The organism is Hyphomicrobiales bacterium, assembly GCA_039973685.1.
GTDB lineage: Bacteria > Pseudomonadota > Alphaproteobacteria > Rhizobiales > JACESI01 > JACESI01.
On the sequence record JBDWKL010000021.1, the window covers coordinates 31,458 to 57,107 of the forward strand.

Sequence of the window (25,650 nt, forward strand, 5' to 3'; positions counted from 1 at the left end):
CATAAGCCAGATCTGACCTATTTAAGCGGCCTCACGCCCTTGCCTCCGTGAGGTCCGTAAGGCAAGACTGTAATGGAGAAAAATCTTCTCCTTGCGGTCTTGTCGCTTTTGCGGCATGTGGATGAAGACTAAACACATGCAGGCGCACTATGGAAAAACCTGTTCTTTTTGAAAACACTGACAACCCAGCGCCTGAAAACGCCTCCGTGCATACAATTGTTACCCGTGACAAAGTGCCATTACGGGTCGCTTTTTGGCAACCAACACACAATCTAACCCGCGATGGTGAAGCGATTGGGACTGTGTGCCTGTTTCACGGCTTTTCAGAATATATCGAAAAATATTACGAGGTCATTGGTGAGTTGCGCCGTCGAGGCTTTGCCGTCGCCATAATGGATTGGCGCGGGCATGGCATGTCAAAGCGATTTTTCAAAAACCGCGCACGCGGCCATGTCAGCAGTTACAGACATTACCAACGTGATTTGGGTACCTTCATCGAGGAATTCGTCAAACCAAACTGTCCAAAGCCCTATTACGCGCTTGCTCATTCAATGGGTGGGCATAATATTTTCCGCTCCTGCGCCAATGGTCATGGCACCGTGTTTGAACGGGTCGTTCTATCAGCACCCATGCTGCACCTTTCCCCACCCAACTTGATGGGCTTTCATTGGTTAAAAGGCGGCAAAAAGAAATTCAGCAATAAAATCGTCTCACAAAGACCGACGAGAATTGTCAGTGGTTTGGTGCGCTTTCTCGGCCTCGGCTGGATTTTTGCTTCTAGTGGCAATCACCTCAAGGTCCCGTTCGAAGGCAATCGGCTAACGTCTGATGAAAAAAGATATGAACGCAACCAGAAACTTCTCAGTCAATACCCTGAGCTTGGCATCGGTGGGCCAACAATATCATGGCTAAATGCCAGTTGCCGCAGTATGCGAAAAATACTGCGCCCCAGTTTCATCCAAAAAATCAACGTCCCCATTTTAATAATCGCAGCAGGGTCAGACCAAGTGGTGTCGACCGCCGCACTTGAGAAAGTTGGCCCAGACCTTCGCATCGGTCATCAGGTCGTGATTTTGGGTGCTAAACACGAAATTTTGCAAGAGCGCGACGAACTGCGCGAACAGTTTTGGGCAGCTTTTGATGCTTATATTCCAGGCTCTGATCCTGTGAGATCCACCTATAAGTCAGCACACCACAACAATATAGACCGCTAGGGCTGATCTTAAGCCAACGCTTTTAGAAGTTGCTCATGCAAGACCGGATCGCCGCTTGCAACAATGGAACCACCATCAACTGGATTACCGCCATCCCATGTTGTGATGCAGCCGCCAGCGCCTTCAATAATCGGGATCAACGCTGCTATATCAAACGGTTTCAAGCCATCTTCGATGACGATATCAACATGCCCTGCAGCCAGCATAGCAAAAGCATAACAATCAACACCGTAGCGATTGAGCCGCACTTGTTTTTCGATCGCCTGATACTTACGCGCCGCGTGACCCTTCATCAAAGCAGGATCCGTCGTGAATAAAGTCGCGTTCGCAAGAGACGAACAGGTGCGGGTTTTAAGAATTGTTTTTTCCCCACCGCGTGTCATCCAAGCAGCCTGACAATCCCCAACAAAGCGCTCGCCCGTAAAAGGCTGAACCATCATCCCCACATGGGCCTTACCGTCTTGCTTATGACCGATCAACACACCCCAAACAGGCAGACCAGAAATAAAGGCGCGGGTGCCGTCTATCGGGTCTAATATCCAGACATTGTCTGCATCAAGGCGAACATTTTCATATTCTTCGCCCAATATGCCGTGATCAGGAAAATGCTCACCAATGAGCGCCCGCATCGCCATTTCACCGGCTTTATCGGCAACGGTCACAGGGTCAAACCCTGTCCCCTCTTCCTTGTTATCAAGCGCACCAAGCTCATCCATCCGCGTTCTAAAGTGCGGTAGAATGGCTGCACTTGCGGCATCACCCAATGTATCGAGAAAATCAATTAGTTCCATAAGTCGCAGTCTCGCTTATTCAGCAGCAAGAGGAATATCATCGTCGAACAAATCTTGACGATGATTGAATATTTTTTGAAACACTGAGGTCAGATCTTTTTTCACACGACCAAATTTTTCATTGCGTTCAAAGTTTTCTTCATCCGCATAAAGACCACGATTAATCTCAATTTGGATGGCATGAAGTTGCTTGGCCGGTCGGCCATAGTGCTCAGTAATAAACCCGCCAGCATAGGGCTTATTGCGGCTCACATGATAACCTTTGTTGTTCAGATAGGTCCAAAGCATATCGGTTAGATCTGTAGAACAACTGGTGCCATAACGATCACCTAATACAAAATCAGGTCGCGCCATGTGGCTATCGCCAATGCAGCCAGATGGCATGGAATGACAATCAATCAAACAGGCAACACCGTGATCAACGATTGTTTTGGCAAGCATTTGTCTCAATTGTTTGTGGTAAGGATTATAAAGGTGCTCGATGCGGCTAATAGCCTCATCAACGCTCAACTTACCTTGATAAATTTCTTGGCCTTCTGCCACCACGCGGGCAATTGTACCAAGGCCGCCTGCAACGCGGATAGAGCGAATATTGGCATAAGATGGCAAGGGCCCATCAAACATCTTTGGATCAAGCTCATAAGGCTCACGGTTTACATCCAAATAAGCGCGCGGAAAGTTTGCTCGCAACAAAGGCGCACCATATTTTGGCATTTCCATAAACAAATCATCGACAAACAAATCTTCTGAGCGACGAATTGAGAGCGGCGTCAGACGAGAACTTTCCAAAAAGGCCGCCGGATAATGAGCACCAGAATGCGGTGAATTGAAAACAAACGGCAAGTTTTGCTGTTGGGGCGCGATCACATCAAATGCAGCCTCAAAAGTAAAATCAGTATTATCCGTCATGAAAACTCACCGAAGAGAAGGATGGATACCACCAAATGATGATGGCGCTTGTCACCTGTGGGTTTTGTTTACCACAGGATTGCTACTTGTCATAATAATCGCCTGTTCAAAATATTTTTAATGAAAATGCATTGGCACCGATCTTGTTCACCTGATATTTACAGAAACGGACCATAGTTAACCTTCAATTATGATGAGTGGACGGATAAATTTATGAACTTGGCATCTCGTATACTTTTGGCTGAAGATGATAACGACATGCGTCGCTTTCTAGCAAAAGCGCTAGAAAACGCGGGCTACGACGTTATCTCCTATGACAACGGCAAGAGCGCTTATGAAAGACTGTGTGAAGAACCTTTCACGATGTTGCTTACAGATATTGTCATGCCAGAAATGGATGGCATTGAGCTTGCTCGTCGCGCCACTGAACTCGACCCAGATCTAAAAGTGATGTTCATCACAGGGTTTGCAGCTGTTGCTCTCAACCCTGAATCAGATGCACCAAAAGACGCGAAAGTTTTGTCAAAACCTTTCCATTTGCGTGATCTGGTGAACGAAGTTGAAAAACTGATGGCTGCATAGCAGAAATATCCAACCAAATGCCTCCTATGGTCTTGATCAAACCGATCTTAAAGGCTATACGCCACCAACGAAATTGCTGCAGGTGTTAAGACCGAGTGATTTTCGCATGTGAAATGGGCGTATAGCTCAGCGGGAGAGCACTTCGTTGACATCGAAGGGGTCACTGGTTCAATCCCAGTTACGCCCACCACACGCGAAAACATCAGTCGAGCGTGTTAGCATTATCAGTATTGAGATTTAAAACGAGTGGACGTACGTCATGAAAGTCAGAAATTCTCTTAAATCGTTGCGGGGTCGTCACCGGGAAAACCGTCTTGTGCGCCGTAAAGGTCGCCTTTACGTGATCAACAAGACGAACCCTAAATTTAAAGCTCGCCAAGGCTAAGCCTTAAGCGGTTTTAAAACGATTATTTGGTAACCCGCCCACTTGAATGTCGGCGGGTTTTCCTGTTTGTACTTTTTTCGCAAACAATCGGGTAATTGTGACTTCTTGTGAAGGGCGCAAAGCTTGACGAATACGCGCGGTCGCTTACCATCAGACTCATGAAAAACATTTTCCTTCTGATTGCTATGTCTTCCTTTTTGTCGACCAACAGTGCGGGCGCAAACGCTGGCTCCGTTTTGGTGGCGAAGGCTAATGATGCAAATAGCTTCATAGAGGCCCAATCAAAAACGCCAATTCCTGTTCCAAGTCCCGAAGCTGAAGCAGACCGCAACGCACAAAAAGATCGCAACGAAGCAGATGCCCGCGCGCTTGAAGAAGCACAGCGCAAAGCAAGCGGCAACGAACTTCCTCTCCTCAGCGAAGAGCGCGAAGAGCGCCTCGATCAATTGTTTGCCATTTTAAAAGACGCCAAGAACGAACAGTTATCACAAAAGGCCATTCAAGAAATTGAAGCCATCTGGTCAAAATCGGGCAGCGATACGATCGATCTTTTGGTTCAATGGGCAGGTGAGGCTACAAACAACAAAGAATACGGCAAAGCGCTCGATTTTCTCGATAACGTCGTCCGCTTGAAACCAGATTATGCAGAAGGCTGGAACAAACGTGCGACAGTCCATTTTCTCAATAAGGATTATGGCTATTCAATCGCAGATGTAGAGCGCACCTTAGAGCTTGAACCTCGTCACTTTGGTGCCTTGGCAGGTCTTAGCATTATGCTTCTTGATTATAATGAGGATGCCCGTGCGCTTGAATTCATGCGGCGTGCCCTAGAAATCAATCCGTCATTGGAGCACCTCAAAAAGCAAATTGAGACCTTACGTAAAGAAATTGAAGGCCGTGGCGCTTAACTGGCGCTACAGCCTCATTGAAACGGTGGCGGGATGCTAATAGCTTTCATACTGATTTTAGTCCTCATTTGTGTCATTGCGGGTGGCCTGTTTTGGCTGGCCAAAATTACACAACGTGAAGCAGCTAAAATTATCAAAGCATTTCCGCCGCTTGGCGAGATTGCAAAAATCAATGGACACGATGTTCATTTCATCGACACCAAAGGAAATGCTCAAGACAAAGCAACAGGCTTTGCTGTGGTCTTTCTGCATGGGGCAAGCGGTAATCTGCGCGACCCATTGCACGTTTTCAAAGACCGGCTTGTTGATGATGCCCGCCTCATCTTCATCGATCGCCCCGGCCACGGTTGGAGCACGCGTGATGAGACGATGAACATGCCAGATCAACAAGCCAAACAAGTGATCGGCCTGCTGAATGAGATTGGTGTTAAGCAAGCCATATTCGTCGGGCATTCCTATAGCGGTGCATTGATTGCCAATATTGCGCTTGATTACCCAGAACGAGTTGCAGGCCTGCTGTTTAATTCACCTGTCAGCCACCCGTGGCCCGGTGGTGTAAGCTGGTATTACCATCTTGCCTCACACCCGATAATTGGGCCGCTTTTCTGCAATACGCTAACGCTACCAATCGGCCTTCGCCAACTAGAGTGCGCCACGCAAAAAGTATTTTGGCCAAACAACGTACCTGCCGTTTACGCCAATGATATTGGAAACAATATGGTGTTAACGCCGAAACGTTTTCGCGCCAATGCAAATGATATTGCCGTGCTGCGGGACTTTGTGGTGAAACAATCAAAACGCTATGGTGAGATTGCCGTGCCGACTACCATCATCACGGGAGACAAGGATCAAATTGTTCTGCCATGGGTTCATTCAGAAGGTTTGGCGCGGGACATCAAAGATCCACGCACACGTCTGATTTATCTCAAAAACGCGGGGCATATGCCGCATCATGATGCGGCAGAGCTTTTTGCAGAAGAAATTAGGCTATTGGTCGATGACGTTAAGCCAGCTTTCCAAACAACAGCGGCTGAATAGCAATTAGATCCCGCCAGCACCTTGTGAGCCAACGAAGGCAACACGCAGCATATTGGTCGCACCTGGCGTTCCAAGCGGCACACCTGCAGAAATAATCACACGCTCACCAGATCGCGCGAAGCCTTCAGATAGCGAAACGTTACACGCTTTATCCACCATGTCATCCAAGTCTTTAGCGTCTTCACTGATGACACAGTGCAGTCCCCATACAAGAGCTAAACGACGGGCGGTGCTTGGCACTGGAGACAGCGCAATGATTGGCGTCGTCGGGCGTTCACGCGATGCGCGAATGCCTGTTGAACCAGAAGACGTGAAACAGCAAATAGCAGCAAGGCCCAATGTTTCTGCAATCTGGTGTGCAGCGGCAGAAATAGCATCAGCACCTGTTGCTTCCGGCTCTGTGCGTTGTGCGTGCATAATGTTTTCGTAGTTCCCGTCGCTTTCAACTTCAATCGCCACACGGTTCATGGTTGCGACCGCTTCAATCGGGAAATCGCCGACGGCTGATTCTGCAGAGAGCATAATCGCATCAGCACCTTCAAACACTGCCGTTGCAACATCGGAAACTTCAGCCCGTGTTGGTGCAGGCGCTGTAATCATTGATTCCAGCATTTGTGTCGCAACAACCACCGGCTTACCCGCACGACGGGCGGCCCGTGTTAGACGTTTTTGAATACCTGGCACTGCCTCCAAAGGCATTTCAACACCAAGGTCACCACGTGCCACCATAATGGCATCAGACAATTCAATAATTTCATTCAAACACTGAAGCGCTTGAGGCTTTTCAACCTTGGTCATGATGCCGACACGGCCACGAGCGATTTTGCGTGCTTCAGCAATATCATCAGGGCGTTGCACAAATGACAGCGCAATCCAGTCAACCTTTGCCGCCAAAGCAGCGTTAAGGTCTGCCAAATCTTTTTCAGTCAACGCACCAACAGACAGGCTGCTATCAGGCATCGAAACACCTTTGCGGCTTGAAAGCCCAACACCCACTTCAACTGTTGAAACAATCCGCTTGCCGTCATTGCTGATACAGCGAAGGCGCACTTTACCATCATCTAAAAGCAAACGGTGGCCTGCTTCTACAGATTCAAAAATTTCAGGGTGCGGCAAATAAACCCGCGACTGATCGCCAGGGATATCATTTGAATCCAAAACGAATTCATCACCTACTGTTAGTTTAATTTTATCATCCGCAAATGCTGAAAGGCGGTGCTTCGGCCCCTGCAAATCAGCCAAAATACCGATAGGGCGTTGCACTTCAGTTTCGACCTTACGAATAGCATCAACGAGGGAATTGAGTAATTCATGGCTTGAGTGGCTCATGTTGATACGGAATGTATCTACGCCAGCATCAAACAATTTTCGCAGCATTTCCGGGGAAGATGATGCAGGCCCAAGTGTAGCTAAAATCTTGACCTTGCGTTCTCTTCTCATAATTCTATGTTCCGTCTTGTTCTGGATCGGTCAGTTGGATTGTCCAACTTTCCTGTTTGCTGGTATCGACTTCAAAGAAGCCGGTTTGTTCAAAACCACGCGGGATACAATTTTCTATCCCCTCAATGGTGAATTCTTTTTGCTGGGTGCAAAGCAATGCTTTCCCACCCCATTCGCCGCCCTTTGTTATGTCCATTGCATAGACATAATAAAAACGCGAAGTCAGAGGTCCTGGCAATAAAACCTTGCAAGCATTGTCGTCATCAGTTGGACTGAAATTCCACCAACCCTCAGTCTTCCAAGAACCATCGTTTTTGTGGCCTATGGCAACGCTGATTTTGCTCGATGTTTTATTGCACAATCTCAAGTCTGCATGGGCAACTGACGCTGCGCCAAGAGTGAGAGAACCACCAATAAATGCCGTTAGTGTGTTGTAATGGCATAGTGACAGAAAAGTGCAAGCTATTTTTTTCATGTGTCGAATAAAATCGATTCGTTTATCATTAGCCCTATGTATTGCTGTGAGGCTCACCCTTGTCAACGCTCACACAATAGCAGCCAAAGTTGTTCAACCATCTTGTTGAATGCTAATGCAGCAAAACGAAGAAACTGATAAAGACATTTAACGGCAATTCTTCAACTGTTCGGCTTCTTATGACCCTCTCTACTTTAAACGATTATTCCCCCTTCGACCATGTTGCCGGAGACCGCAAAAAGGGACTTTTATTACTCTGCGATCATGCAACAGCAACCATACCAGCTGCTTACAACAAATTAGGGCTGGGCGAAGATCAATTATCACGCCACATCGCTTATGATATTGGCGCTAGAGACGTCACGCTGGCTCTTGCTAAAACCCTTGATGTGCCAGCGGTTTTATCTAATTTCTCGCGATTGTTGATCGACCCTAACCGTGGCCACGATGACCCAACCTTGATGATGCGCATTTCTGATGGGGCATTGATCCCAGAAAACGCGAAGGCAGATGCCGCAGAGATTGAAAAACGCCGCCGCCTTTATCATGCCCCTTACCATCAACGGGTCGAGGATGAATTACTCGCTATTGAAGCCGCAAGGGATGGGCAAGCAGCCTTTATCTTTTCCGTCCATTCCTTCACCCCCAATTGGCGTGGCACCCCTCGCCCATGGGAGATCACAATTTTGTGGGACAGCGACCCAAGATTACCAAAACCACTGCTTGAAGGGCTAAGAGCCGATCCCACGCTTACAGTTGGTGACAATGTTCCTTATGACGGCGCATTGAAGAATGATTGCATGTTTCAGCACGGCACAAAAATGGGCCGCGCCCATGCTTTGGTTGAGTTACGGCAAGATTTGATCGCAACCAAAGCCGGGGCAGAAGATTGGGCAAATCGTCTGACACCTCTCTTAAAAGAGCAATTTAACAACCCTGCATTGAATGAACACACCATCTATCCATCGCGAACAGAGCGATAGAAATCGATGCAAAGTTTCATTGCATGGTCCTTCACCATTTCCTAAACTGACGCAAACAATTGCAGGAAAATACGATGTCAAAAATTGATGAAAAGACACAAACTGAGCTGGAAGCGGCAGCCTTTCGCAGGCTTGTCGCCCACTTTCGTGAACGCACCGATGTTCAAAACATCGATTTGATGAACCTCTCCGGTTTTTGCCGCAACTGCCTATCACGCTGGTACGGAGAAGCAGCCGCCGAACAGGGCATCGAGATGGACAAAGAAGCATCGCGCGAAGTTGTCTATGGCATGCCTTATTCAGAATGGCGCGACAAATATCAAACTGAAGCGACAGCAGATCAAAAAGCCAAGTTTGAGGCCAACCCTCCGCAGCATTGATCGCGTCAACGATAAAACCACAACAATCTATTGACCAAGCCAGCCTCATCTGGCACCCAAGGTCTTCCACATTTATGTAAAGTCAAAGGTAAGAGTATGTCAGATATTGGCGGCGTCGCAGCAGATCAACTTCGCACCATCGTAGAGCGTATTGAACGGCTTGAAGAAGAAAAGAAAGCCATCGCTGACGACGTAAAAGAAGTATATGCCGAAGCGAAAGCAAACGGCTATGACACAAAAACACTTCGCAAGATTGTGACATTGCGCAAAGTCGAGTCAGCTGAGCGCCAAGAGCAAGAAGCAATGCTAGACCTTTATATGCATGCGCTCGGCATGGTCGAACCTTCTTCAAGCGACGACGAATAGCGATCAATCAAACAATCGTTTACGCATAAAAAAACCGACGGCTTACCGTCGGTTTTTTCGTTTTATAAATTGAAAAGCATGAAGCTTAGTTTTGCAACCAAGTAACTTTTAGGCCCGTGCCGACACTAAAGTCGACTGTTGGTGTGATGGCGATTACATCACCCTCAAACTTGGCGTCAAAGCCCTTGTTAGAAGCAACTGTGAATGCGCCTTTGAAGGTACGACTTGGGCTAACAAACAGGCTTGGCATCTTGTTCGGTTTTGGCAATGCAAACTGGCTGTACATTTCATCAAGCAAAGATTCTTTAGCAAGAAGCGCTGTCACGATCTGCTTATGCTCGCCAGCAAAATCCAATTTCGCCGCTGTATCGGTCAATGATTCCGCAAGCTTCGCTGGGGATTCCGCAAGCTTCGCTGGGGATTCCACAAGCTTCGCTGGGGATTCCGCAGGCTTCACAGGTGATTCCAGTTTAGCAGTGCTTATGCGACGAGGCGCTGGAAGTGGTGTTGGCGGTGTAAGGTTTGCATGCTGCGTTTGAAGCAGTTTTTTGCGAAGTTCTGTCGTGTCAGGGACACCGAGAGATTTACGAAGCGCCAAGGCACGACTTGATTCACCTAGCCCCAAATCTTTCAACGTCACCGCAGCTGCTGGCGTCACTGAATCAAAGGCTGCAAAGCGATTAAACTCTGACTTAGGCTCTTCTTTGACTTTTGGCGCAGCTTTCACTTTAGCGACCTGCTTTACTTCAACAGCAGGTTTTACAGGTGGCAAATTACCAGAACGAATATCTGTATCAAAGCTTCCAAAGCGATCATTAAACGAATCTGTGCTTATCGCAGAAGGACGCGCTGCTGGTTGAGTTGCAACTGCATAGGCAAGCGTCGCTGTTGCCGGTTGAACAAGCTCAGGCTTCTTCCTAGGTGTTTCATTCAACACCAATCGCGTTGGATCATTAGCCCCGCCTAGACGGTTTTTAACAACTTCAGGCGCAGGCACATTAAGGCTGTCGCGAGAAAGCGCGGCCGTTTTCGTTGGATCAATCGCAATTGGTCCATCATCTTCAGTACGCGCAGAGTTAGCTGCAATCACTTGCGGCTGACCAACTTCTAAGTTTGTCGGCGCATAATCTGGACGCAATTTCGGCGCTGGTGCTTGAGCAATCACGATTGCAGAAGGAGGAGTAAATTGGTCACGCAGGCCACTCGGCAAAGCGCGAGGAGCTGGCACATTGGCAGCAGCAAGCGCTAGCGGAGCCTTTGGTGCCTCATCAACACGGCCAATACGCGATGGGATCGGCGTTGTATCATTTGGATCAAGCCTATTGGCAATCACAGCAGGTGCGGCAGCAGGAACTTTTTGTTCAGGCGTTGGCGCAGGCGTTGTCTCTAGCACTGGTGCAGGCGTTGACGCTTGCACTCTTTTCACCGGAACTGGAGGGTTCACCGGAACTGAGGGCTTTGCAACTTTTGCAGCAACGACAATTGGTTTCGCCGCTGTTTGCGTAGTTTTCTTTTTCTTGCCAAAAATACCAGCAAGAACGCCGCCATTTTTCTTCTTTTTCTTAGAAGCCGAAGCAATAACTGTGCGTTTCGACTTGCTCAACGGCTGAACAACACGGTTCTTATTCGCATTGTATTCCGCGAGCGCTTGGGAATAACGAGCAAGCTTGCGGCCATTTGTTGACACGTGAATGGTCTTACCTTTTGGAAAGACACCTGCAAGCTGTTTTGGCGTCATACGAGGCCAGTGACGTACACGTCCTGTATCCATGTGAACGAAGGGCGTTCTAGAACCTGGATAATAACCAACACCACCAACTTGCAAACGCAGACCAATTTCGCGCAAGCGGCGCACTGGCACACCAGGAATGAAAAAGTCCATCGCTTTACCGGCTGTATGCTGGCTGGTTTTTGCGACACCGCGCGAACGACGTCGAAGTTGATTGTTGGTTTTCAACGAGCGGAAACCGGATACAACGCGTATCGCCTTTGTCGCTCCAGATTCTTGATAAACAGACCAAATCAGGTCAAACAGACGCGGGTCCATCTTCGTCGATTTCTTACGGCGAAAATCTCTTACAATCCACTCAAGTTCTCTAAGACCTTTTTGGACATAACGTCCATTACGGCGGAAGGTGATTTTCTTTTCTTCGCCCGTATGCGTGAAATGCACCCAGAGTGTGCGCGTGCCGCCTGCAGCATTCGCTTCACTAACACCTTGATAAGGAATTGGAGCAACCAATACGCCAACACTAAGCGCTGCAGAAAGAGTGGCGTTCGCCAATCTTTTCACCGCTTTTGATTTACGGAGAGCGCGAGCAAATGCACGCTGCGCAAAATTCATTACAATATTGTTTCTCAAAAGCGTTGTTCCTACACCGATACTTAGCACAACTTCAGCTTCCCCAGTCCCTATTATCGGTGTTTAGCGTTAACAGACATTTACCAAAAAACACTGCATTATTCCACCCACTTTTGAACCTTGACTATGACAAGATTGGGGCAGCGCCTCACAAATGGGCATAACCCGTCCAATCATGGTTAATCAAAGATTAACAATGAGACGGGATTTAATCAACAAAACTGATCTTGAAATGAAGCTTTACAGAAGTCCGAGCGCACGCTTTACACGCTTATGGTGTCCGTAAAGATCTGATTTATATGAAATTTTTCCATCTTCGTCAGCAACCGCTGTGAAGTAGGTCAAGTGTACTTGAATACGCTCATCACCTCTGAGCTTAATGTATTTTTCTTTGCCACCAACCATTGAACGCAAACGGCCATTTTTCCAGCCTTTAGAGTGTTTCATCAACACATCGCCAAATTTGAATGGGTTATGAATACGCACACACCCATGGCTGTAGGCTCTTGAAACGCGCTGGAAAAGGCTTTTTGACGGCGTATCATGAAAATAAATTGCGTGTTCATTCGGGAACAAGAACTTCACAAGACCAAGAGCATTACGGCCACCTGGTTTCTGGCGAATGCGCACTTTTCTGAAGCTGTTTTCATTCCAATTCACCGACGTTGGATCAACCACACGCCCACCACGAATAATCTCGTAATTGCGGCTACTCACATAAGATGGGTTGGATCTAATTTTCGGCAAAAGCTCTTTAGAAGCGATTGAATACGGCACATTCCAATGCGGATTTACGACCACAAATTCCATGTGGTCAGAAAAAATCGGTGTGGCGTGTTTGGTTTTACCAACCACCACGCGGGTGCGGTGAATATTGTCGCCATTCTTATAAACAGTCGCATTATAAGAAGGAACATTCGCCACCACATGCAAATTGCCCATGTCGCGCGGCAACCAGCGCCAGCGTTCCATATTGGCAACAATATCATGAACCCGATTGCTCGTTTTACCGTTCAAAAATCTCAGCGTTTTTGAACCGACAACCGCATCAGCAATAAGGTGATGTTCTTTTTGAAAGGCACGCACCGCTGCTTGTAGCGGCTTGTCGAATTCTCTCGGATCTTCGTCGTCAATCACCGGCACATTCAATCGCTCGCGCAAAATAGCGACACGGTCACTACGCACACCTTTATAAAGGGTCTTGCCTTCAGGCACGATAACGTTTGGTTCAATGGCCGTGGCAGCTTGCATGCGTTCAAGCTCAGCTTTTAATGCCTTAAATCCCTTATGCGGGGGATTGTAGCTAGAAAGTGCCGCAACTTTGTCGACGCTATTTGCAAGCTTAACCAGCACTTCTGCTGGTTCTGGATAAACAGGCTTATTCTTAAAACCATGGCTTACTTTGCTTGGAACCAACCGGCCACCTTGAGCATGGCGCGCATACTTAAGGAGCGTTTCAGTCAACTGCATTTCTGCACCCGCAACTGAACCAGCATCTTCATAGCCATCAAGCTCATAAACTGGATAATCTGACGGATCCAAACCATCGACTGAAGCATTATTAAGTCGCTCAATCAAAAGATTGGCTTCTTGCGTCAAAACGCCGTCTTTCACCCAAACAGGTTGATAATTGCGCTCACCATAAAAATCGGCAATGGCTTCGCGGTTTTCACGGTCAACAGCATCACCTGTATTGAAAAGCTCACCGACAATGCCCTCAATTGCCACGGCAACGGCACCATTTGCAGCTGTCTCAGAAACAATCGCACCCGCATCATCAGATTCAGGCGCTTGATCAAGCAGCCTTTCAGGGTCAACCAGTGGCGTTGAAAGAGCAGTTTTTTCAGGTGTTTTCAGGAGTTCTGGATGAGCAAGAGTGCTTTCAGCACCTGTCAAAGAAGCCAGTTTTGTTTCCGCAGAAGATTGCACATTCGCATCTGTTGCTAATGCCGCAGTTGCAGTCATGGCAAGTGCGGTGGAAACCCACAAAAATGTTCTCGAAATCATACCGTTTAGACCCAGTCTCAATTTTAAAATTCAAAAACCAAATATCTACGTGATAAGCAATACAAATCCATGTGATTCGTTTCTTTGTAGCCTATTGTGGTTTTTATGCTTCAGTTTCCGTGTTGTATTTCAAAAGATTCACAGTTTTCGGACTAAATCCCACCAATACTGCAAACTTAAGCCGCACTCACTTCTACATCGATGTCGTATTCCTTGATTTTGCGATAGAGCGTTGAACGCCCAATTCCAAGTCTGCGCGCGACTTCAGACATTTGCCCGCCATAGTGTCTGACCGCTGTCTCAATAATTTCAGCTTCCAACTCATCAAGTGGACGCACATTATCGGTCACATCCATCAAATGCATCGCAGCATCTTGCTCGTCTTCAACGCTGCTAAAAAGACCTTCATGCCCTCCGATCATGTTTGGATCATCAAGAACATGTAAGTCAGACATCAATGAGGGTTGTGGCATTGTCGGCAATGCTGGCGGCATGGCTCGATCTGCATTGCCATCAACAACGGTCGCAATTTGCGGAAATTCTGCGGGTGTTAGCTCTGCACTATCACATAGCACCACAGCGCGAAAAACGGCATTTTCCAATTGTCTAATATTGCCAGGCCAAGAATAAGCCATCAACATTTCAATCGCATGTTTCGTCAAGCCACGAATATGCCGCCGACCTTCTTCCACCGCAAACCTTGTGGTGAAATGGCGAGCAAGTTCTGGAATATCTTCGGTATGCTCACGTAAAGGTGGAATGGTGATTGGAAACACGTTCAAGCGATAATATAGATCTTCGCGGAAAGCGCCTTCTTTCACCATATCAAGCAGACTGCGATTGGTGGCTGAAATAATCCGAATATCAACCTTCACTGGCGCTCTCGCACCAACAGGATCAACTTCACCTTCTTGCAAAGCACGCAGCAACTTCACCTGAACATCAAGTGGCAATTCTCCGACTTCATCAAGGAATAGAGTACCGCCATCCGCTTCTTGAAATTTACCGATCTGCTTTTCAACAGCCCCCGTAAACGCCCCTTTTTCATGGCCAAAAAGAATGGACTCAACCAAATTTTCAGGAATGGCACCACAGTTGACTGTGACAAATGGTTTGGTTTGACGGTTGGATGACCCTTGGATCGCCCGCGCCATCATCTCTTTACCGACGCCAGATTCACCTTCCAGCAGGATCGGAATATTGGAAGCCGCCGCACGTTCTCCAAGGTCAATCACCCGATGCATACGCGGGCTGGAGGTGATCATATCTTTAAAGGTCAACTGACCAGAAACCGTACGCTTAGCACGTTGCAACTCAGTTTCTAACGTGTTGATCTTCAGGGCATTTTGGATGGAGACATTAAGACGTTCAGGCGAAAACGGTTTGACCACAAAATCATGGGCACCCGCTCGCATGGCGCTCACCACCGTATCAATACCACCTTGCGAGGTTTGCACGATGACAGGGACAAGGCTGCCAGTTTTGCGCATACGCTCCAAAACGGCCATGCCATCAAGGTCCGGCATGACAAGGTCAAGCACCACCACATCCACATCATGTTCTTCAAGCATAGACAACGCTTCTTCCCCGCCACTTGCGGAGATCACGTCACATCCAAACTTTGTTAAAACACCATCGAGCAAACGTAGTTGTACCGGATCATCATCAACGATCAGAATTTTCGTTTTCATAAAACGCTAAACCTTAGTCCAAATTCCAAGAAGGAGCATAATGGCTCCTAACAGTTCCTCTTTAAAATGAGGGAGAATCGGTTAACGCCCGATTAATATTTACGCTTCATTTCGGCACAAACGGATTTTTTTCACATTCAGACCGCCCTGATTTGAGGCATAGGGAAAGACAATTGTTAATTTGTCACTTGTGTTTCTAAGCAAGCTCCTTATTGATTCAGCTATACGTATTTAGGAGACATTGAAGTGCTTTTTTCCCAGCCCCTTCCGACCCACGCTCAAGACGCAGCTGCCTCACAAGACATCAATTTGGGTAATTTGCCAGAATGGGACCTCACGGATCTTTATCCTGCAATCGACAGCCCTGAGTTAAAAAGGGATTTGGAATTATCGAATAAAGAGGCTGAAGAATTTGCAAGCGCCTATCGCGGAAAGCTTGAAGAGTTTGCCAAGAATTCTCCTGACGCTCTCTTCACCGCGATCAAACAATTCGAAGCCATGCAAGACCGCCTTGGCCGCATTGGTTCATTTGCGGGTCTTTCTTATGCAAGTAACACCACTGATCCTGTTCGCGCCAAATTCTACGGCGACATGAATGAGCAGATTACAGCGATTAGCTCAAATCTTTTGTTTTTCGGCCTTGAACTAAACACCATCGAAGATGAAGCAATTGAGGCAGCCCTTTCCCATGAAGGACTTGCCTACTATCGCCCGTGGTTTGAAGATTTGCGCCTTGATAAGCCTTATCAATTGGATGAGAAAACCGAAGAATTATTCCACGAAAAATCTGTCACAGGTCGCGGCGCTTTTAATCGATTGTTTGATGAAACAATGGCCGGTCTGCGTTTTGACGTTGATGGCAAAACGCTCGCGATTGAACAAACGCTCAATCTTTTGGTGAGTGATGATAGTGCCACGCGCAAGCAAGCCTCTGATGCACTTGCGAAAGTGTTTGGCGAAAACCTGCGGCTCTTCACGCTGATCACCAACACGCTTGCAAAAGACAAAGAGATTTCAGATCGCTGGCGTGGCTATGAAGATGTTGCAGACAGTCGCCACCTTGCAAACCGTGTAGAACGGGATGTTGTTGATGCGTTGGAAAAAGCCGTGAGCGATGCCTATCCGCGCCTTTCTCACCGTTATTACAAACTCAAAGCAAAATGGCTCGGCCAAGAGACCTTGAACCATTGGGACCGCAACGCGCCGCTACCGCGCAAAGACACCAAACCGATCTCATGGGAAAGTGCACAGGAAACCATCCTGTCAGCCTATGGCGCGTTCTCTCCAGAGATGCGCGACATTGCGGCGGACTTTTTCAACAAGGGCTGGATTGATGCACCCGTGCGTGAAGGCAAAGCGCCCGGCGCTTTCTCACACCCAACAGTACCAAGCGCTCACCCTTATGTTTTGATGAATTATCAAGGCAAAATTCGTGATGTGATGACGCTTGCCCATGAACTCGGCCACGGCGTGCACCAAGTACTTGCAGGCCCACAAGGTGCTTTGATGGCACCGACCCCCTTAACACTTGCAGAGACAGCCAGTGTTTTCGGCGAGATGCTCACCTTCCGCTCAATTTTGGATAAAATCGAAGACAAGCAAGAGCGCAAAATCATGCTCGCCTCAAAGGTCGAGGACATGCTCAACACGGTGGTACGCCAAATTGCGTTTTACACCTTTGAGCGACGCATCCACATAGCCCGCCGCGAAGGCGAACTAACATCAGAGCAAATCGGTGACATTTGGATGGGTGTTCAAAAAGAAAGCTTGGGCCCAGCCATTGTTTGCGGCGAAGGATACGAAACGTTCTGGACTTATATTCCGCACTTCATCCACTCACCGTTTTACGTCTATGCCTATGCATTCGGTGATTGCCTCGTAAACTCACTTTATGCCGTTTACGAAGGTGCGGAAGAGGGTTTTCAAGAAAAGTATTTCGACCTTCTAAAAGCGGGCGGCACGAAACACCATTCAGACCTACTCGCCCCCTTCGGCCTTAATGCTGCAGATCCCGCTTTTTGGCAAAAAGGTCTGTCTTTGATTGAAGGCTTTATTGATCAGTTGGAAGCAATGGACACTTAGGGTGCAAGCCCTAAGCCGCATCAGCTAGAAAACTGCCGGTTTCCATACGCACTTGTTTGCGATCTAAGGCCTCGCCATATCCTGCATTTGCAGCAAGTGTTTGGGCAGCATTAAGACCGTTGATCACATTGTCATCTTCACGAGAGACGATGATTTGGGCAAGGATAGCGCTTTGTCCGGCGAAATTATTGGTGCCGGCAAAATAATTGGCAGGCTTGTGGGATGTGGCGCGTTGTTGGCGCTCTTCAAAAGAACCATCATCATTCGCTGCATTTTTGATGAACTCAACAGATTGAACCTGTTTCGTTTCATAATGGTTGTGCCGTTTTGATACAATTCTCATCGTTCAAAGCTACCTTTGCGTCAAAGCGAAACAAAATCCCCAGTTTCGCAGCGTCCCACTTAGGTAGTAGCAAAGGGTGGGCCAATTAAGGGCGGCCCGATCAATTATGTGTCAGTCCCTCGTAAATTACTTCTCAGACATCGACTTAATTGTCGCCTGCATTTCAGCAAGTTGTGCCTTCATCGCTTCTAACTCATCTGAATCTTTTGGTTCTTCAGAACCGCTTGGTGGTGTCGCCTCATCAGCCGCACCTGAAGCAAATGGCATAAACATACGCATCGCGTTTTGAAAAATCTCTGTGTTCTTGCGGGTTTGCTCGGCCATCATGTCCACAGCATTCGAGGGATCAAAACCTGCGCCCATTTGTTCTTGGAAACTCTCGCGCTGTTCGCGAAAGGAGTCCATTGAATGCTCAAGATAGCTTGGAACAATCGACTGTACGCTGTCCCCGTAAAATTGGATGAGGTTACGAAGAAAAGCCACCGGCAAAAGCGTTTGGCCTTTTGCTTCTTGTTCAAAGATAATTTGTGTCAGCACAGAGCGCGTAATATCGTCGCCACTTTTGGCGTCAATTACGACAAAATCATCCTCAGCCTTCACCATCACGGCGAGGTCTTCGAGTGTTACATAAGTGCTTGTACCAGTGTTGTATAATCGCCGGTTCGCATATTTCTTGATGACGATGCTATCTTCTGATTTTGCCACGTTACTCTCCAACCACAACTGTATCTCATATCTACCATAACTGTGTTGTCGCAGAGCACAATGAGATAAGCGCGATTCTTGATGAATTCATCTTGATCACAAATGTTTTTTTGCAAAAATTGCCACTAAACCATTTCCAACGTTTACTTTTTAACGTTAACTATAGTATGTGTCCAAAAATGCTGCACTGCAGCAATTTATTTTTAGTCGATTAAATATACACCCTGAGAGAGGTCTCCCATGAGTTCAAACGACATAGTTATTGTTAGCGCAGGCCGTACGGCTGTTGGTTCATTCAGTGGATCTTTTGCGGCGACCCCTGCCCACGACCTAGGATCAGCTGTTATCAAAGGCGTTCTTGAAAACGCAAAAGTCGAAGCCGCTGATGTCGATGAAGTAATCTTGGGACAAGTGCTAACAGCAGGCCAAGGCCAAAACCCTGCCCGCCAAGCATCTATCAATGCAGGCGTTCCCATTGAAGCAAGCGCATGGGGCCTCAATCAAGTTTGTGGGTCAGGCCTTCGTGCAGTGGCACTTGGTATGCAGCAAATCGCAAACGGCGATGCAAATGTTGTGATTGCTGGCGGCCAAGAAAATATGTCGCTCTCCCCTCACGTTCAACACCTTCGTGCTGGCGTAAAAATGGGCGATTACAAAATGATCGACAGCATGATCAAAGATGGCCTTTGGGATGCTTTTAATGGCTATCATATGGGCACAACGGCTGAAAACGTTGCCAAGGAATTCCAAATCACCCGTGACCAACAAGATGAATTTGCTCTTGCTTCACAAAACAAAGCAGAAGCAGCGCAAGTTGCAGGCCGCTTTAAAGATGAGATTATTCCTTTTGTGGTCAAAACCCGCAAAGGTGAAACCATTGTTGATGCCGACGAATATATCCGTCTAGGCGCAACAATCGATAACATGCAAAAGCTGCGCCCTGCCTTTGATAAAGAAGGCACAGTCACAGCGGGCAACGCATCTGGCCTTAATGATGGCGCTGCCGCCGTCGTTCTTATGACAGCAGCAGAAGCAGAAAAACGCGGCCTCACTCCATTGGCACGCATTGCATCGTGGTCAACAGCTGGTGTTGATCCAAGCGTTATGGGCACAGGTCCAATTCCTGCCTCTAAGAAAGCCCTTGATAAAGCAGGATGGTCTGTCGACGATCTTGATCTTATTGAGGCAAACGAAGCCTTTGCAGCTCAAGCATGTGCCGTCAATAAAGGCCTTGGTTGGGATACAGATAAAGTCAATGTAAATGGCGGTGCGATCGCGATTGGCCACCCAATTGGTGCCTCAGGTTGTCGTGTTCTCGTTACCCTACTCCACGAAATGCAGCGTCGCGACGCTAAGAAAGGTCTTGCGACCTTGTGCATTGGCGGCGGCATGGGTGTTGCGCTGACTGTTGAAAGATAATTTTCAAAAAAACCTTCAAAATTCAAGGATTTCATAATGACAAAAGTAGCGTTAGTAACCGGCGGATCTCGTGGAATCGGCGCAGCCATTGCGGTTGCGTTGAAAGAAGCTGGTTATTCAGTGGCAGCGAGCTACGCTGGCAATGACGAAAAAGCTGCGGCCTTTACCGCTGAAACAGGCATCAAGACATACAAATGGGATGTAGGATCCTATGACGCCTGTAAAGAAGGCATTGCAAGTGTCGAAGCTGACCTCGGCCCAATCGACGTTCTCGTCAACAATGCTGGCATCACGCGCGATTCAATGTTCCACCGCATGACGCCAGAACAATGGCAAGAAGTGATCTCAACCAACCTCAATGGTGTGTTCAACATGACCCACCCGATTTGGCCTGGCATGAGAGAGCGCGGTTTTGGTCGTGTGATCACCATTTCATCAATCAATGGCCAAAAAGGACAAGCTGGACAAGCAAACTATGCAGCGTCTAAAGCAGGCGACATTGGCTTGACGAAATCACTCGCACAAGAAGGCGCGTCTAAAGGCATTACTGCAAACGTGATTTGCCCTGGCTACATCGGCACGGAGATGGTGCGCGCTATCCCAGAAAAAGTGTTGAATGAGAAAATTCTTCCGCATATTCCAGTAGGCCGTTTGGGTGAACCAGAAGAAATTGCACGCTGCGTGGTATTTCTTGCGTCTGATGATTCTGGATTTATTACCGGCTCTGTACTAACGGCAAATGGCGGCCAATATTTCGCTAATGGCTAGAAATCAAACATCAAATTGACGAACAATGCCGGCTTAAAACCAGCTTACTCAGCGTTTTGAGCCGGCAATTCAATTGTAAAAATTGTCCCAGACAAATCCTTCTTTATATCCAGATGCCCACCTAGTTTTTGGGCTGTATCAGAGAGCGTATTCACCCCTTCAACATGGGATGAAGCGGTTATATTATCTGGCAATGCGACATCAATAATCAGCAAATCTTTCTCACGCCGCATCGAGATTAAAGGTTCCTCATCTTCATCATCGAAGAAAAAATATTGGCTCATGTTCTGGAACACGCGAACCAATGCCTGCTCTTCCATCTGAGCTCCTTGAAAGGACGCGGAAGAAATACTTGGCGAAGCTTCGTTAGTTGGTTCCGTATAATCGCCAATCAACTCTTTCAAATCGTTCATGTCTTGGCGTAATGAAACTGGCACATTGTTCACATCACTATCGAGTGTATTCACAAATTCATTCACGACCGCACACAGATCAAAAAATCGATCTTCACGAACAACAGAGGCTGTTTCCACACGGAGCACAAGTTGGCTGAGCTGTTGCTCAATCAGCAATGCGTGTTCGGCTGTATCTATCGCAGTCTCAATCGAGGTTGGTGAAAGATCATCTTTTGACAGAAAAGCTTTAGCCCCAGCGGGAAACCCTAAACGACGAACAGATCGACCGGGCATGCCTGAAAAAAGAATAATCGGCACTGATGCTTTAAGTTGGCGCAGGTTTTTTAAAAAATCCACACTACTGCCTTCGGCCAACGCGAAATCCGAAAACACCATATCCACGTCTTCATAACCGCAAATCGCGATAGCTTCGTCACCATTTTTGGCAGAAAAAGTATTGAATTCGTAATTTTCAATTTTTGCAAGTTGACGCTCCAACAGATGTACATCTGTCTTATCATCATCCAGTATCAGCACATTGAGTTTGCGCGAATCAGTGTCTTTCAACATGTATCGGTCCTCTTGCATGACTCATATAAATAGCCGCATTATCACCAATTGCAATACAATATAGGCCTAAGATAAAGTACGATAAAAAAATGTGCGAATTATCCCAAATTTCGTGCAAATTCTTACATAAATCGGCAAAAAGGTGTGCGATTATGAACCGTAACACGGAACATGTTCCTAATGAAAGGGAATGTCAGAACCTCGGTTGGGTAGATACAGGCCAAGACCCCACGCTCGATCACCTCACGACGCTTGCTTGTTCAATATTTGATATTCCTTTGAGCTTTGTCTCGATAGTGGGCAAGTATCAACCGATGTTTAAATCGCTCAATGGCATCGACTTATCAAAACAACCAACCAAACATTCATTTTGTTCGCATGCGGACATCGACAGCGACATATATGTTGTTGAAGACGCAACCAAAGACCCGGCGCATAAAGACAATCCGCAATCTTTTGGCTCGACAAAAATTGTATTTTACGCTGGCTACCCACTGACCTCCCAAAATGGCCTGAAACTCGGCGCATTGTGCTTAATCGATTCCAAGCCGAGAAAATTCTCAAAAGCTGATGAAGAAAAGCTCGCGAACCTTGGACGGATTTGTCTCGCAACGCTTGAAAACAGTAATTTACGCGCTCAAACAGTTGAACATACGAAAACATCGAAACGCCTGCATGACGCAGAAGACCGAACAGCTCATTTGGGCAGTATGATTGAACGGTCAAGCAATGAGTTTTACGTTATCGACGGGGCGACATTGAAATTTAAATACGCCAATCAACGCGCGCTCAATAATCTTGGATATAACCATGATGAATTGTTGCAGAAGACCCCCCTCGATATAAAGGGCGATATGACATTAAAAGAATTCGCGCCACTTTTAAAAAAGCTTCGTTCAGGCAAGGAAACACAGGTGCTATATGATGCGCTTCACGAACGAAAAAATGGAGAACTCTATCCAGTCGACATACGTCTTGAACGAGACTTCATAAGGACAGAAGAAGTATTCATTGCAATCGGCATGGATGTTACGGAGAAAAAGCAGCAAGAAGAAGAAGTTAAGAAACTTTCTGATTTAAACCAAGCTATCTTTGATTCATCTGAAACCGGCATTTTGAGTATGCAGGCAATTTATGACGCGACAGGGGAGATCTTCGATTTTCAGTTTGTTGCGGCTAATCTGACTGTTGAGAGAATTCTGGGTAAATCTACAGAATCTCTCATTGGCAAAACAATCCGTGAGGATTTCCCACAGCGAATAGAGCAAGGAATTTTCGAGAAATATAAGCAAGTTGTAAAAACAGGTGAACCGATTGTTTTTGAAACTTATTTGCAGGAGACTAATTTTCACGGATGGCATCGAGTTTCTGCCGTGCCAACGGGCAACGATGCCGTAACCATCTCTTTCATCTCAATCAATAAAATCAAATCGACCGAAATTCAGCTTCAAAAGACCAATTCTGAATTGCGCCAATCAAATGACCTCCTAAACCAATTCAATTCTATCGTTGCTCATGACCTCAAAAGGCCCCTGCGACACATGAATTTATTTGCCGAACTACTATTGGAAGACATCGACAACCCTGAAAAAACAGCAGAAGCAGCTCATAAAATCCTAAGTAGCGCGCAACAAGCGCAACACATGGTGCGAGCCCTCACCGAATTTGCAAGTGTGGGACGCCACAGCTTGATTTTTAAGACTGTTTCAATCAGCAAAACGATCAAAACAGTCAAAGCCGAGCTCAAAGATAAACTTGATCTTTCAGGCACCCTCTTTCCTGTTGGTGATTTACCTTCAGTGAAAGGAGATGAAAGCCTAATCATTCAGCTCTTCACCAATCTCGTTGAAAATTCAATCAAATATCGATCAAACACGCCCCCTCTCCTTAATCTGAGCTATCGTGAAGACGTAGCGATCATTTACTTCCAACTGTCCGACAATGGTATTGGTATTCCTCCAAATCAAGCAACAAATGTCTTTCGCATGTTCCAACGGCTACCTGGTGGGTTACATCAAAAAGGTGACGGCGTCGGGCTTGCAATTTGCCAGCGCATTATTCAGGCACACGGCGGCAAAATTTGGGTTGATACAGATTATTCAGAAGGAACCAGCATCCATTTCAGCTTACCAAAAGTAATCCCAAATGATGAAATTTTAGAAGCATGAGTATTCGTATTTTACTTGTCGATGATGACGATATAGATGCCGACTTTTTACAAAGGGCGTTAGTAAGGTCCAATTCAGAAATCGAAATTACAAGAGCATCAGACGGACAAAGAGCGCTCCAACTATTAAATGATCAAACACCCGATCTAATCATACTTGATCTGGTTATGCCTGGTATTCACGGTTTTGACGTTCTGCTCGAAATACGCAGCAATTCGACCTATGCCACCATACCCACTTTGGTTTGTTCAGGGTCGGATGCTAGAGACGATATTATAAACAGCCAAAAAATGGGCGCAAATGCCTATATCGTTAAGCCGCAGTCACCGGCTGAATATAGATCACTCGCAGAGAGTTTGAATAGCTTTTGGTTTACGTGGGCGCAAAGTGCTCGACCAGATCGCCCACGCTAGGCTAGCGTTGAAGTTGAGGGCGCCAATCTTTTGACGCCATTTCAAAACTTGAAAACTCAAAACCTGGGGCCACAGTGCAGCCGACCAGTGTCCACTCGCCTAAGCTTTCAGCTGTTTGCCACCAATTAGCGGGAACAACCACTTGCGGGCGCTCGCCAAAATCAATGTTTGGTCCCAAACGATGAGCTTCAGCACTCTTACCATCGCTCGATAAGGTGAGAGCAAGCGGCGCGCCAGCATAATAATGCCAAACCTCGACTGCATCCGTAACACGGTGCCACTGTGAGCAATCATCCACCTCTAAAAGGTAATAGATAGCCGTCGAGTGCCCGCGTTCACCGCCAGCTTCATCGCGGTAGGTTTCAGTGTAGTAGCCACCTTCTGGATGAGGCTTTAGCCCTAATATTCGAATGATGTCTTTTGCTGATTGAGTTTCCGTTGAAACACCCAACATTAAGACACATCCTTGCGGTGACGAATTTCAGTGAATACCGCCTCATCACTGGCATCAGCCATACCAAGGCGCGCCCTAATTGCTGCATCATCGGGGCGCAAAAATGGGTTCGTTGCGAGTTCAATGGCCATGGTTGTTGGCAAGGTTGGCTTGTCTTGTGCTCGAAGAGCCTCAATCTCAGCCACACGCTCAACAAGTGCCGAATTGTTCGGGTCTATTGTCAAAGCAAATTTAGCATTGGCCAATGTATATTCATGGCCGCAATAAATTGTCGTATCAGCTGGCAATTTCTTGAGCTTCACCATCGAACCCCACATTTGTGCTGGCGTGCCTTCAAAAATACGGCCACACCCAAGCGCAAATAACGTGTCACCCGTAAAAGCAACCTTCGCCTCAGGTAGAAAATAATTGACCTGACCAAGCGTGTGCCCCGGTGTTTCAATCACCTCAACTGAGAAGGAGCCAAACTTAAAGCTATCCCCTTCACGCACCGTCTCATCAATACCGGGAATTTTTGACGCTTCAGCCTCAGGCCCAATGATGTGAACCTTATATTTCTCCTTCAACATCAAATTCCCCTCCACATGGTCGCCGTGGTGGTGGGTTGTAATGATATGCGTCAGTGTCCAACCTGTATCAGCAAGTGCGCGCTCAACGGCTGCCCCTTCAGGCGCATCGATTGATGCTGTAACACCTGCATCTGCATCATGAATAAGCACGCCAAAATTGTCAGATCGGCAGGGGAATTGATGAATTTCGAGAGAAGCCATAATACGTTTCACTTTGGTTAGATAAACTTTGA

25 protein-coding genes and 1 tRNA gene are annotated in these 25,650 nt (G+C 47.1%); 14 read left to right on the forward strand and 12 right to left on the reverse strand.

Features of this window, described 5'->3' with window-relative positions; translation table 11 throughout:
• Positions 1–149 precede the first annotated feature (149 nt).
• Positions 150–1,214: an alpha/beta hydrolase gene (locus ABJO30_06900; protein ID MEP3232539.1), complete on the forward strand. Its 1,065-nt coding sequence runs from the start codon at positions 150–152 to the stop codon at positions 1,212–1,214.
• 8 nt (positions 1,215–1,222) lie between these two features.
• Here the strand turns inward: ABJO30_06900 and hisN are convergent, their stop codons facing one another.
• Complete coding sequence (gene hisN / locus ABJO30_06905; GenBank protein ID MEP3232540.1) at positions 1,223–2,005, reverse strand: histidinol-phosphatase; 783 nt, start codon at positions 2,003–2,005, stop codon at positions 1,223–1,225.
• Between the two features lie 15 nt (positions 2,006–2,020).
• On the reverse strand, positions 2,021–2,914 hold the full coding sequence (locus ABJO30_06910; GenBank protein ID MEP3232541.1) for an N-formylglutamate amidohydrolase: 894 nt from the start codon (positions 2,912–2,914) through the stop codon (positions 2,021–2,023).
• 219 nt (positions 2,915–3,133) lie between these two features.
• Between ABJO30_06910 and ABJO30_06915 the strand changes: the two genes are divergently transcribed.
• From ABJO30_06915 to ABJO30_06935, 5 genes are all read left to right on the forward strand, one after another.
• Positions 3,134–3,496 carry a response regulator gene (locus ABJO30_06915; protein MEP3232542.1) on the forward strand — a complete coding sequence of 121 codons (363 nt, stop codon included), beginning with the start codon at positions 3,134–3,136 and terminating at the stop codon, positions 3,494–3,496.
• Positions 3,497–3,611: 115 nt separating this feature from the next.
• Positions 3,612–3,686 (forward strand) — tRNA-Val (locus tag ABJO30_06920).
• 69 nt (positions 3,687–3,755) lie between these two features.
• Positions 3,756–3,881 carry a type B 50S ribosomal protein L36 gene (gene ykgO, locus ABJO30_06925; protein ID MEP3232543.1) on the forward strand — a complete coding sequence of 42 codons (126 nt, stop codon included), beginning with the start codon at positions 3,756–3,758 and terminating at the stop codon, positions 3,879–3,881.
• Positions 3,882–4,039: 158 nt separating this feature from the next.
• A complete protein-coding gene (locus ABJO30_06930; protein MEP3232544.1) occupies positions 4,040–4,789 on the forward strand; it encodes a tetratricopeptide repeat protein in 750 nt (249 codons plus the stop codon).
• Positions 4,790–4,822: 33 nt separating this feature from the next.
• Complete coding sequence (locus ABJO30_06935; GenBank protein ID MEP3232545.1) at positions 4,823–5,827, forward strand: alpha/beta hydrolase; 1,005 nt, start codon at positions 4,823–4,825, stop codon at positions 5,825–5,827.
• Between the two features lie 3 nt (positions 5,828–5,830).
• On the opposite strand, the gene pyk is transcribed toward ABJO30_06935, so the two are convergent.
• Positions 5,831–7,267 (reverse strand): pyruvate kinase, encoded by a 1,437-nt coding sequence (gene pyk / locus ABJO30_06940; GenBank protein MEP3232546.1) that lies wholly within the window; start codon positions 7,265–7,267, stop codon positions 5,831–5,833.
• Between the two features lie 4 nt (positions 7,268–7,271).
• Entirely contained in the window at positions 7,272–7,799 is a 528-nt protein-coding gene (locus tag ABJO30_06945) for a DUF1036 domain-containing protein (GenBank protein MEP3232547.1), read from the reverse strand.
• Between the two features lie 122 nt (positions 7,800–7,921).
• On the opposite strand from ABJO30_06945, the gene ABJO30_06950 reads away from it, so the two are divergent.
• The 3 genes from ABJO30_06950 to ABJO30_06960 all read left to right on the forward strand — a co-directional run bounded on the left by ABJO30_06950 (position 7,922) and on the right by ABJO30_06960 (position 9,471).
• Positions 7,922–8,725 (forward strand): N-formylglutamate amidohydrolase, encoded by an 804-nt coding sequence (locus tag ABJO30_06950; GenBank protein MEP3232548.1) that lies wholly within the window; start codon positions 7,922–7,924, stop codon positions 8,723–8,725.
• Between the two features lie 74 nt (positions 8,726–8,799).
• Complete coding sequence (locus ABJO30_06955; protein MEP3232549.1) at positions 8,800–9,105, forward strand: DUF1244 domain-containing protein; 306 nt, start codon at positions 8,800–8,802, stop codon at positions 9,103–9,105.
• A 96-nt stretch (positions 9,106–9,201) separates the two neighbouring features.
• On the forward strand, positions 9,202–9,471 hold the full coding sequence (locus ABJO30_06960) for a DUF2312 domain-containing protein (GenBank protein MEP3232550.1): 270 nt from the start codon (positions 9,202–9,204) through the stop codon (positions 9,469–9,471).
• Positions 9,472–9,556: 85 nt separating this feature from the next.
• Here ABJO30_06960 and ABJO30_06965 read toward each other — a convergent pair whose 3' ends face one another.
• The 3 genes from ABJO30_06965 to ABJO30_06975 form a co-directional block, all read right to left on the reverse strand.
• Entirely contained in the window at positions 9,557–11,755 is a 2,199-nt protein-coding gene (locus ABJO30_06965) for a DUF882 domain-containing protein (GenBank protein MEP3232551.1), read from the reverse strand.
• Between the two features lie 318 nt (positions 11,756–12,073).
• Positions 12,074–13,840 carry a L,D-transpeptidase family protein gene (locus ABJO30_06970; protein MEP3232552.1) on the reverse strand — a complete coding sequence of 589 codons (1,767 nt, stop codon included), beginning with the start codon at positions 13,838–13,840 and terminating at the stop codon, positions 12,074–12,076.
• A 176-nt stretch (positions 13,841–14,016) separates the two neighbouring features.
• A complete protein-coding gene (locus ABJO30_06975) occupies positions 14,017–15,531 on the reverse strand; it encodes a sigma-54 dependent transcriptional regulator (protein MEP3232553.1) in 1,515 nt (504 codons plus the stop codon).
• Between the two features lie 246 nt (positions 15,532–15,777).
• Here ABJO30_06975 and ABJO30_06980 point away from each other — a divergent pair, with 246 nt between their 5' ends.
• Positions 15,778–17,613, forward strand: coding sequence for a M3 family oligoendopeptidase (locus ABJO30_06980; protein MEP3232554.1), 1,836 nt, complete (start codon positions 15,778–15,780; stop codon positions 17,611–17,613).
• 10 nt (positions 17,614–17,623) lie between these two features.
• On the opposite strand, the gene ABJO30_06985 is transcribed toward ABJO30_06980, so the two are convergent.
• Positions 17,624–17,956: a hypothetical protein gene (locus tag ABJO30_06985; GenBank protein MEP3232555.1), complete on the reverse strand. Its 333-nt coding sequence runs from the start codon at positions 17,954–17,956 to the stop codon at positions 17,624–17,626.
• Between the two features lie 126 nt (positions 17,957–18,082).
• Positions 18,083–18,661 (reverse strand): polyhydroxyalkanoate synthesis repressor PhaR, encoded by a 579-nt coding sequence (gene phaR, locus ABJO30_06990; protein MEP3232556.1) that lies wholly within the window; start codon positions 18,659–18,661, stop codon positions 18,083–18,085.
• A gap of 240 nt (positions 18,662–18,901) precedes the next feature.
• On the opposite strand from phaR, the gene ABJO30_06995 reads away from it, so the two are divergent.
• Both ABJO30_06995 and phbB read left to right on the forward strand, forming a co-directional pair.
• On the forward strand, positions 18,902–20,080 hold the full coding sequence (locus ABJO30_06995) for an acetyl-CoA C-acetyltransferase (protein MEP3232557.1): 1,179 nt from the start codon (positions 18,902–18,904) through the stop codon (positions 20,078–20,080).
• A 36-nt stretch (positions 20,081–20,116) separates the two neighbouring features.
• Complete coding sequence (gene phbB / locus ABJO30_07000; protein ID MEP3232558.1) at positions 20,117–20,848, forward strand: acetoacetyl-CoA reductase; 732 nt, start codon at positions 20,117–20,119, stop codon at positions 20,846–20,848.
• Positions 20,849–20,892: 44 nt separating this feature from the next.
• Here the strand turns inward: phbB and ABJO30_07005 are convergent, their stop codons facing one another.
• A complete protein-coding gene (locus ABJO30_07005) occupies positions 20,893–21,813 on the reverse strand; it encodes a response regulator (protein ID MEP3232559.1) in 921 nt (306 codons plus the stop codon).
• Between the two features lie 314 nt (positions 21,814–22,127).
• Here ABJO30_07005 and ABJO30_07010 point away from each other — a divergent pair, with 314 nt between their 5' ends.
• Positions 22,128–23,981 (forward strand): ATP-binding protein, encoded by a 1,854-nt coding sequence (locus tag ABJO30_07010; protein ID MEP3232560.1) that lies wholly within the window; start codon positions 22,128–22,130, stop codon positions 23,979–23,981.
• Positions 23,978–24,394, forward strand: a complete 417-nt coding sequence (locus ABJO30_07015) for a response regulator (protein MEP3232561.1) — start codon at positions 23,978–23,980, stop codon at positions 24,392–24,394. The genes ABJO30_07010 and ABJO30_07015 overlap by 4 nt, the downstream gene beginning before the upstream one ends.
• Position 24,395: 1 nt before the next feature.
• Here ABJO30_07015 and ABJO30_07020 read toward each other — a convergent pair whose 3' ends face one another.
• Positions 24,396–24,848: a cupin domain-containing protein gene (locus tag ABJO30_07020; GenBank protein MEP3232562.1), complete on the reverse strand. Its 453-nt coding sequence runs from the start codon at positions 24,846–24,848 to the stop codon at positions 24,396–24,398.
• Positions 24,848–25,618: a hydroxyacylglutathione hydrolase gene (gene gloB / locus ABJO30_07025; protein ID MEP3232563.1), complete on the reverse strand. Its 771-nt coding sequence runs from the start codon at positions 25,616–25,618 to the stop codon at positions 24,848–24,850. Before gloB ends, ABJO30_07020 begins: the two co-directional genes overlap by 1 nt.
• Positions 25,619–25,650 lie beyond the last annotated feature (32 nt).

What these genes read in the sequence shown, in the direction of transcription:
- ABJO30_06935 (MEP3232545.1), top strand. Translation starts at nt 4,823, where the DNA reads ATGCTAATAGCTTTCATACTGATTTTAGTCCTCATTTGTGTCATTGCG.
- ABJO30_06960 (MEP3232550.1), top strand. Translation starts at nt 9,202, where the DNA reads ATGTCAGATATTGGCGGCGTCGCAGCAGATCAACTTCGCACCATCGTA.
- ABJO30_06995 (MEP3232557.1), top strand. Translation starts at nt 18,902, where the DNA reads ATGAGTTCAAACGACATAGTTATTGTTAGCGCAGGCCGTACGGCTGTT.
- phbB (MEP3232558.1), top strand. Translation starts at nt 20,117, where the DNA reads ATGACAAAAGTAGCGTTAGTAACCGGCGGATCTCGTGGAATCGGCGCA.
- hisN (MEP3232540.1), bottom strand. Translation starts at nt 2,005, where the DNA reads ATGGAACTAATTGATTTTCTCGATACATTGGGTGATGCCGCAAGTGCA.
- gloB (MEP3232563.1), bottom strand. Translation starts at nt 25,618, where the DNA reads ATGGCTTCTCTCGAAATTCATCAATTCCCCTGCCGATCTGACAATTTT.
- ABJO30_07020 (MEP3232562.1), bottom strand. Translation starts at nt 24,848, where the DNA reads ATGTTGGGTGTTTCAACGGAAACTCAATCAGCAAAAGACATCATTCGA.
- ABJO30_06950 (MEP3232548.1), top strand. Translation starts at nt 7,922, where the DNA reads ATGACCCTCTCTACTTTAAACGATTATTCCCCCTTCGACCATGTTGCC.
- ABJO30_07010 (MEP3232560.1), top strand. Translation starts at nt 22,128, where the DNA reads ATGTTTAAATCGCTCAATGGCATCGACTTATCAAAACAACCAACCAAA.
- pyk (MEP3232546.1), bottom strand. Translation starts at nt 7,267, where the DNA reads ATGAGAAGAGAACGCAAGGTCAAGATTTTAGCTACACTTGGGCCTGCA.
- ABJO30_06910 (MEP3232541.1), bottom strand. Translation starts at nt 2,914, where the DNA reads ATGACGGATAATACTGATTTTACTTTTGAGGCTGCATTTGATGTGATC.
- ABJO30_06970 (MEP3232552.1), bottom strand. Translation starts at nt 13,840, where the DNA reads ATGATTTCGAGAACATTTTTGTGGGTTTCCACCGCACTTGCCATGACT.
- ABJO30_06955 (MEP3232549.1), top strand. Translation starts at nt 8,800, where the DNA reads ATGTCAAAAATTGATGAAAAGACACAAACTGAGCTGGAAGCGGCAGCC.
- ABJO30_06985 (MEP3232555.1), bottom strand. Translation starts at nt 17,956, where the DNA reads ATGAGAATTGTATCAAAACGGCACAACCATTATGAAACGAAACAGGTT.
- ABJO30_07015 (MEP3232561.1), top strand. Translation starts at nt 23,978, where the DNA reads ATGAGTATTCGTATTTTACTTGTCGATGATGACGATATAGATGCCGAC.
- ABJO30_06975 (MEP3232553.1), bottom strand. Translation starts at nt 15,531, where the DNA reads ATGAAAACGAAAATTCTGATCGTTGATGATGATCCGGTACAACTACGT.
- ABJO30_07005 (MEP3232559.1), bottom strand. Translation starts at nt 21,813, where the DNA reads ATGTTGAAAGACACTGATTCGCGCAAACTCAATGTGCTGATACTGGAT.
- ABJO30_06900 (MEP3232539.1), top strand. Translation starts at nt 150, where the DNA reads ATGGAAAAACCTGTTCTTTTTGAAAACACTGACAACCCAGCGCCTGAA.
- ykgO (MEP3232543.1), top strand. Translation starts at nt 3,756, where the DNA reads ATGAAAGTCAGAAATTCTCTTAAATCGTTGCGGGGTCGTCACCGGGAA.
- ABJO30_06930 (MEP3232544.1), top strand. Translation starts at nt 4,040, where the DNA reads ATGAAAAACATTTTCCTTCTGATTGCTATGTCTTCCTTTTTGTCGACC.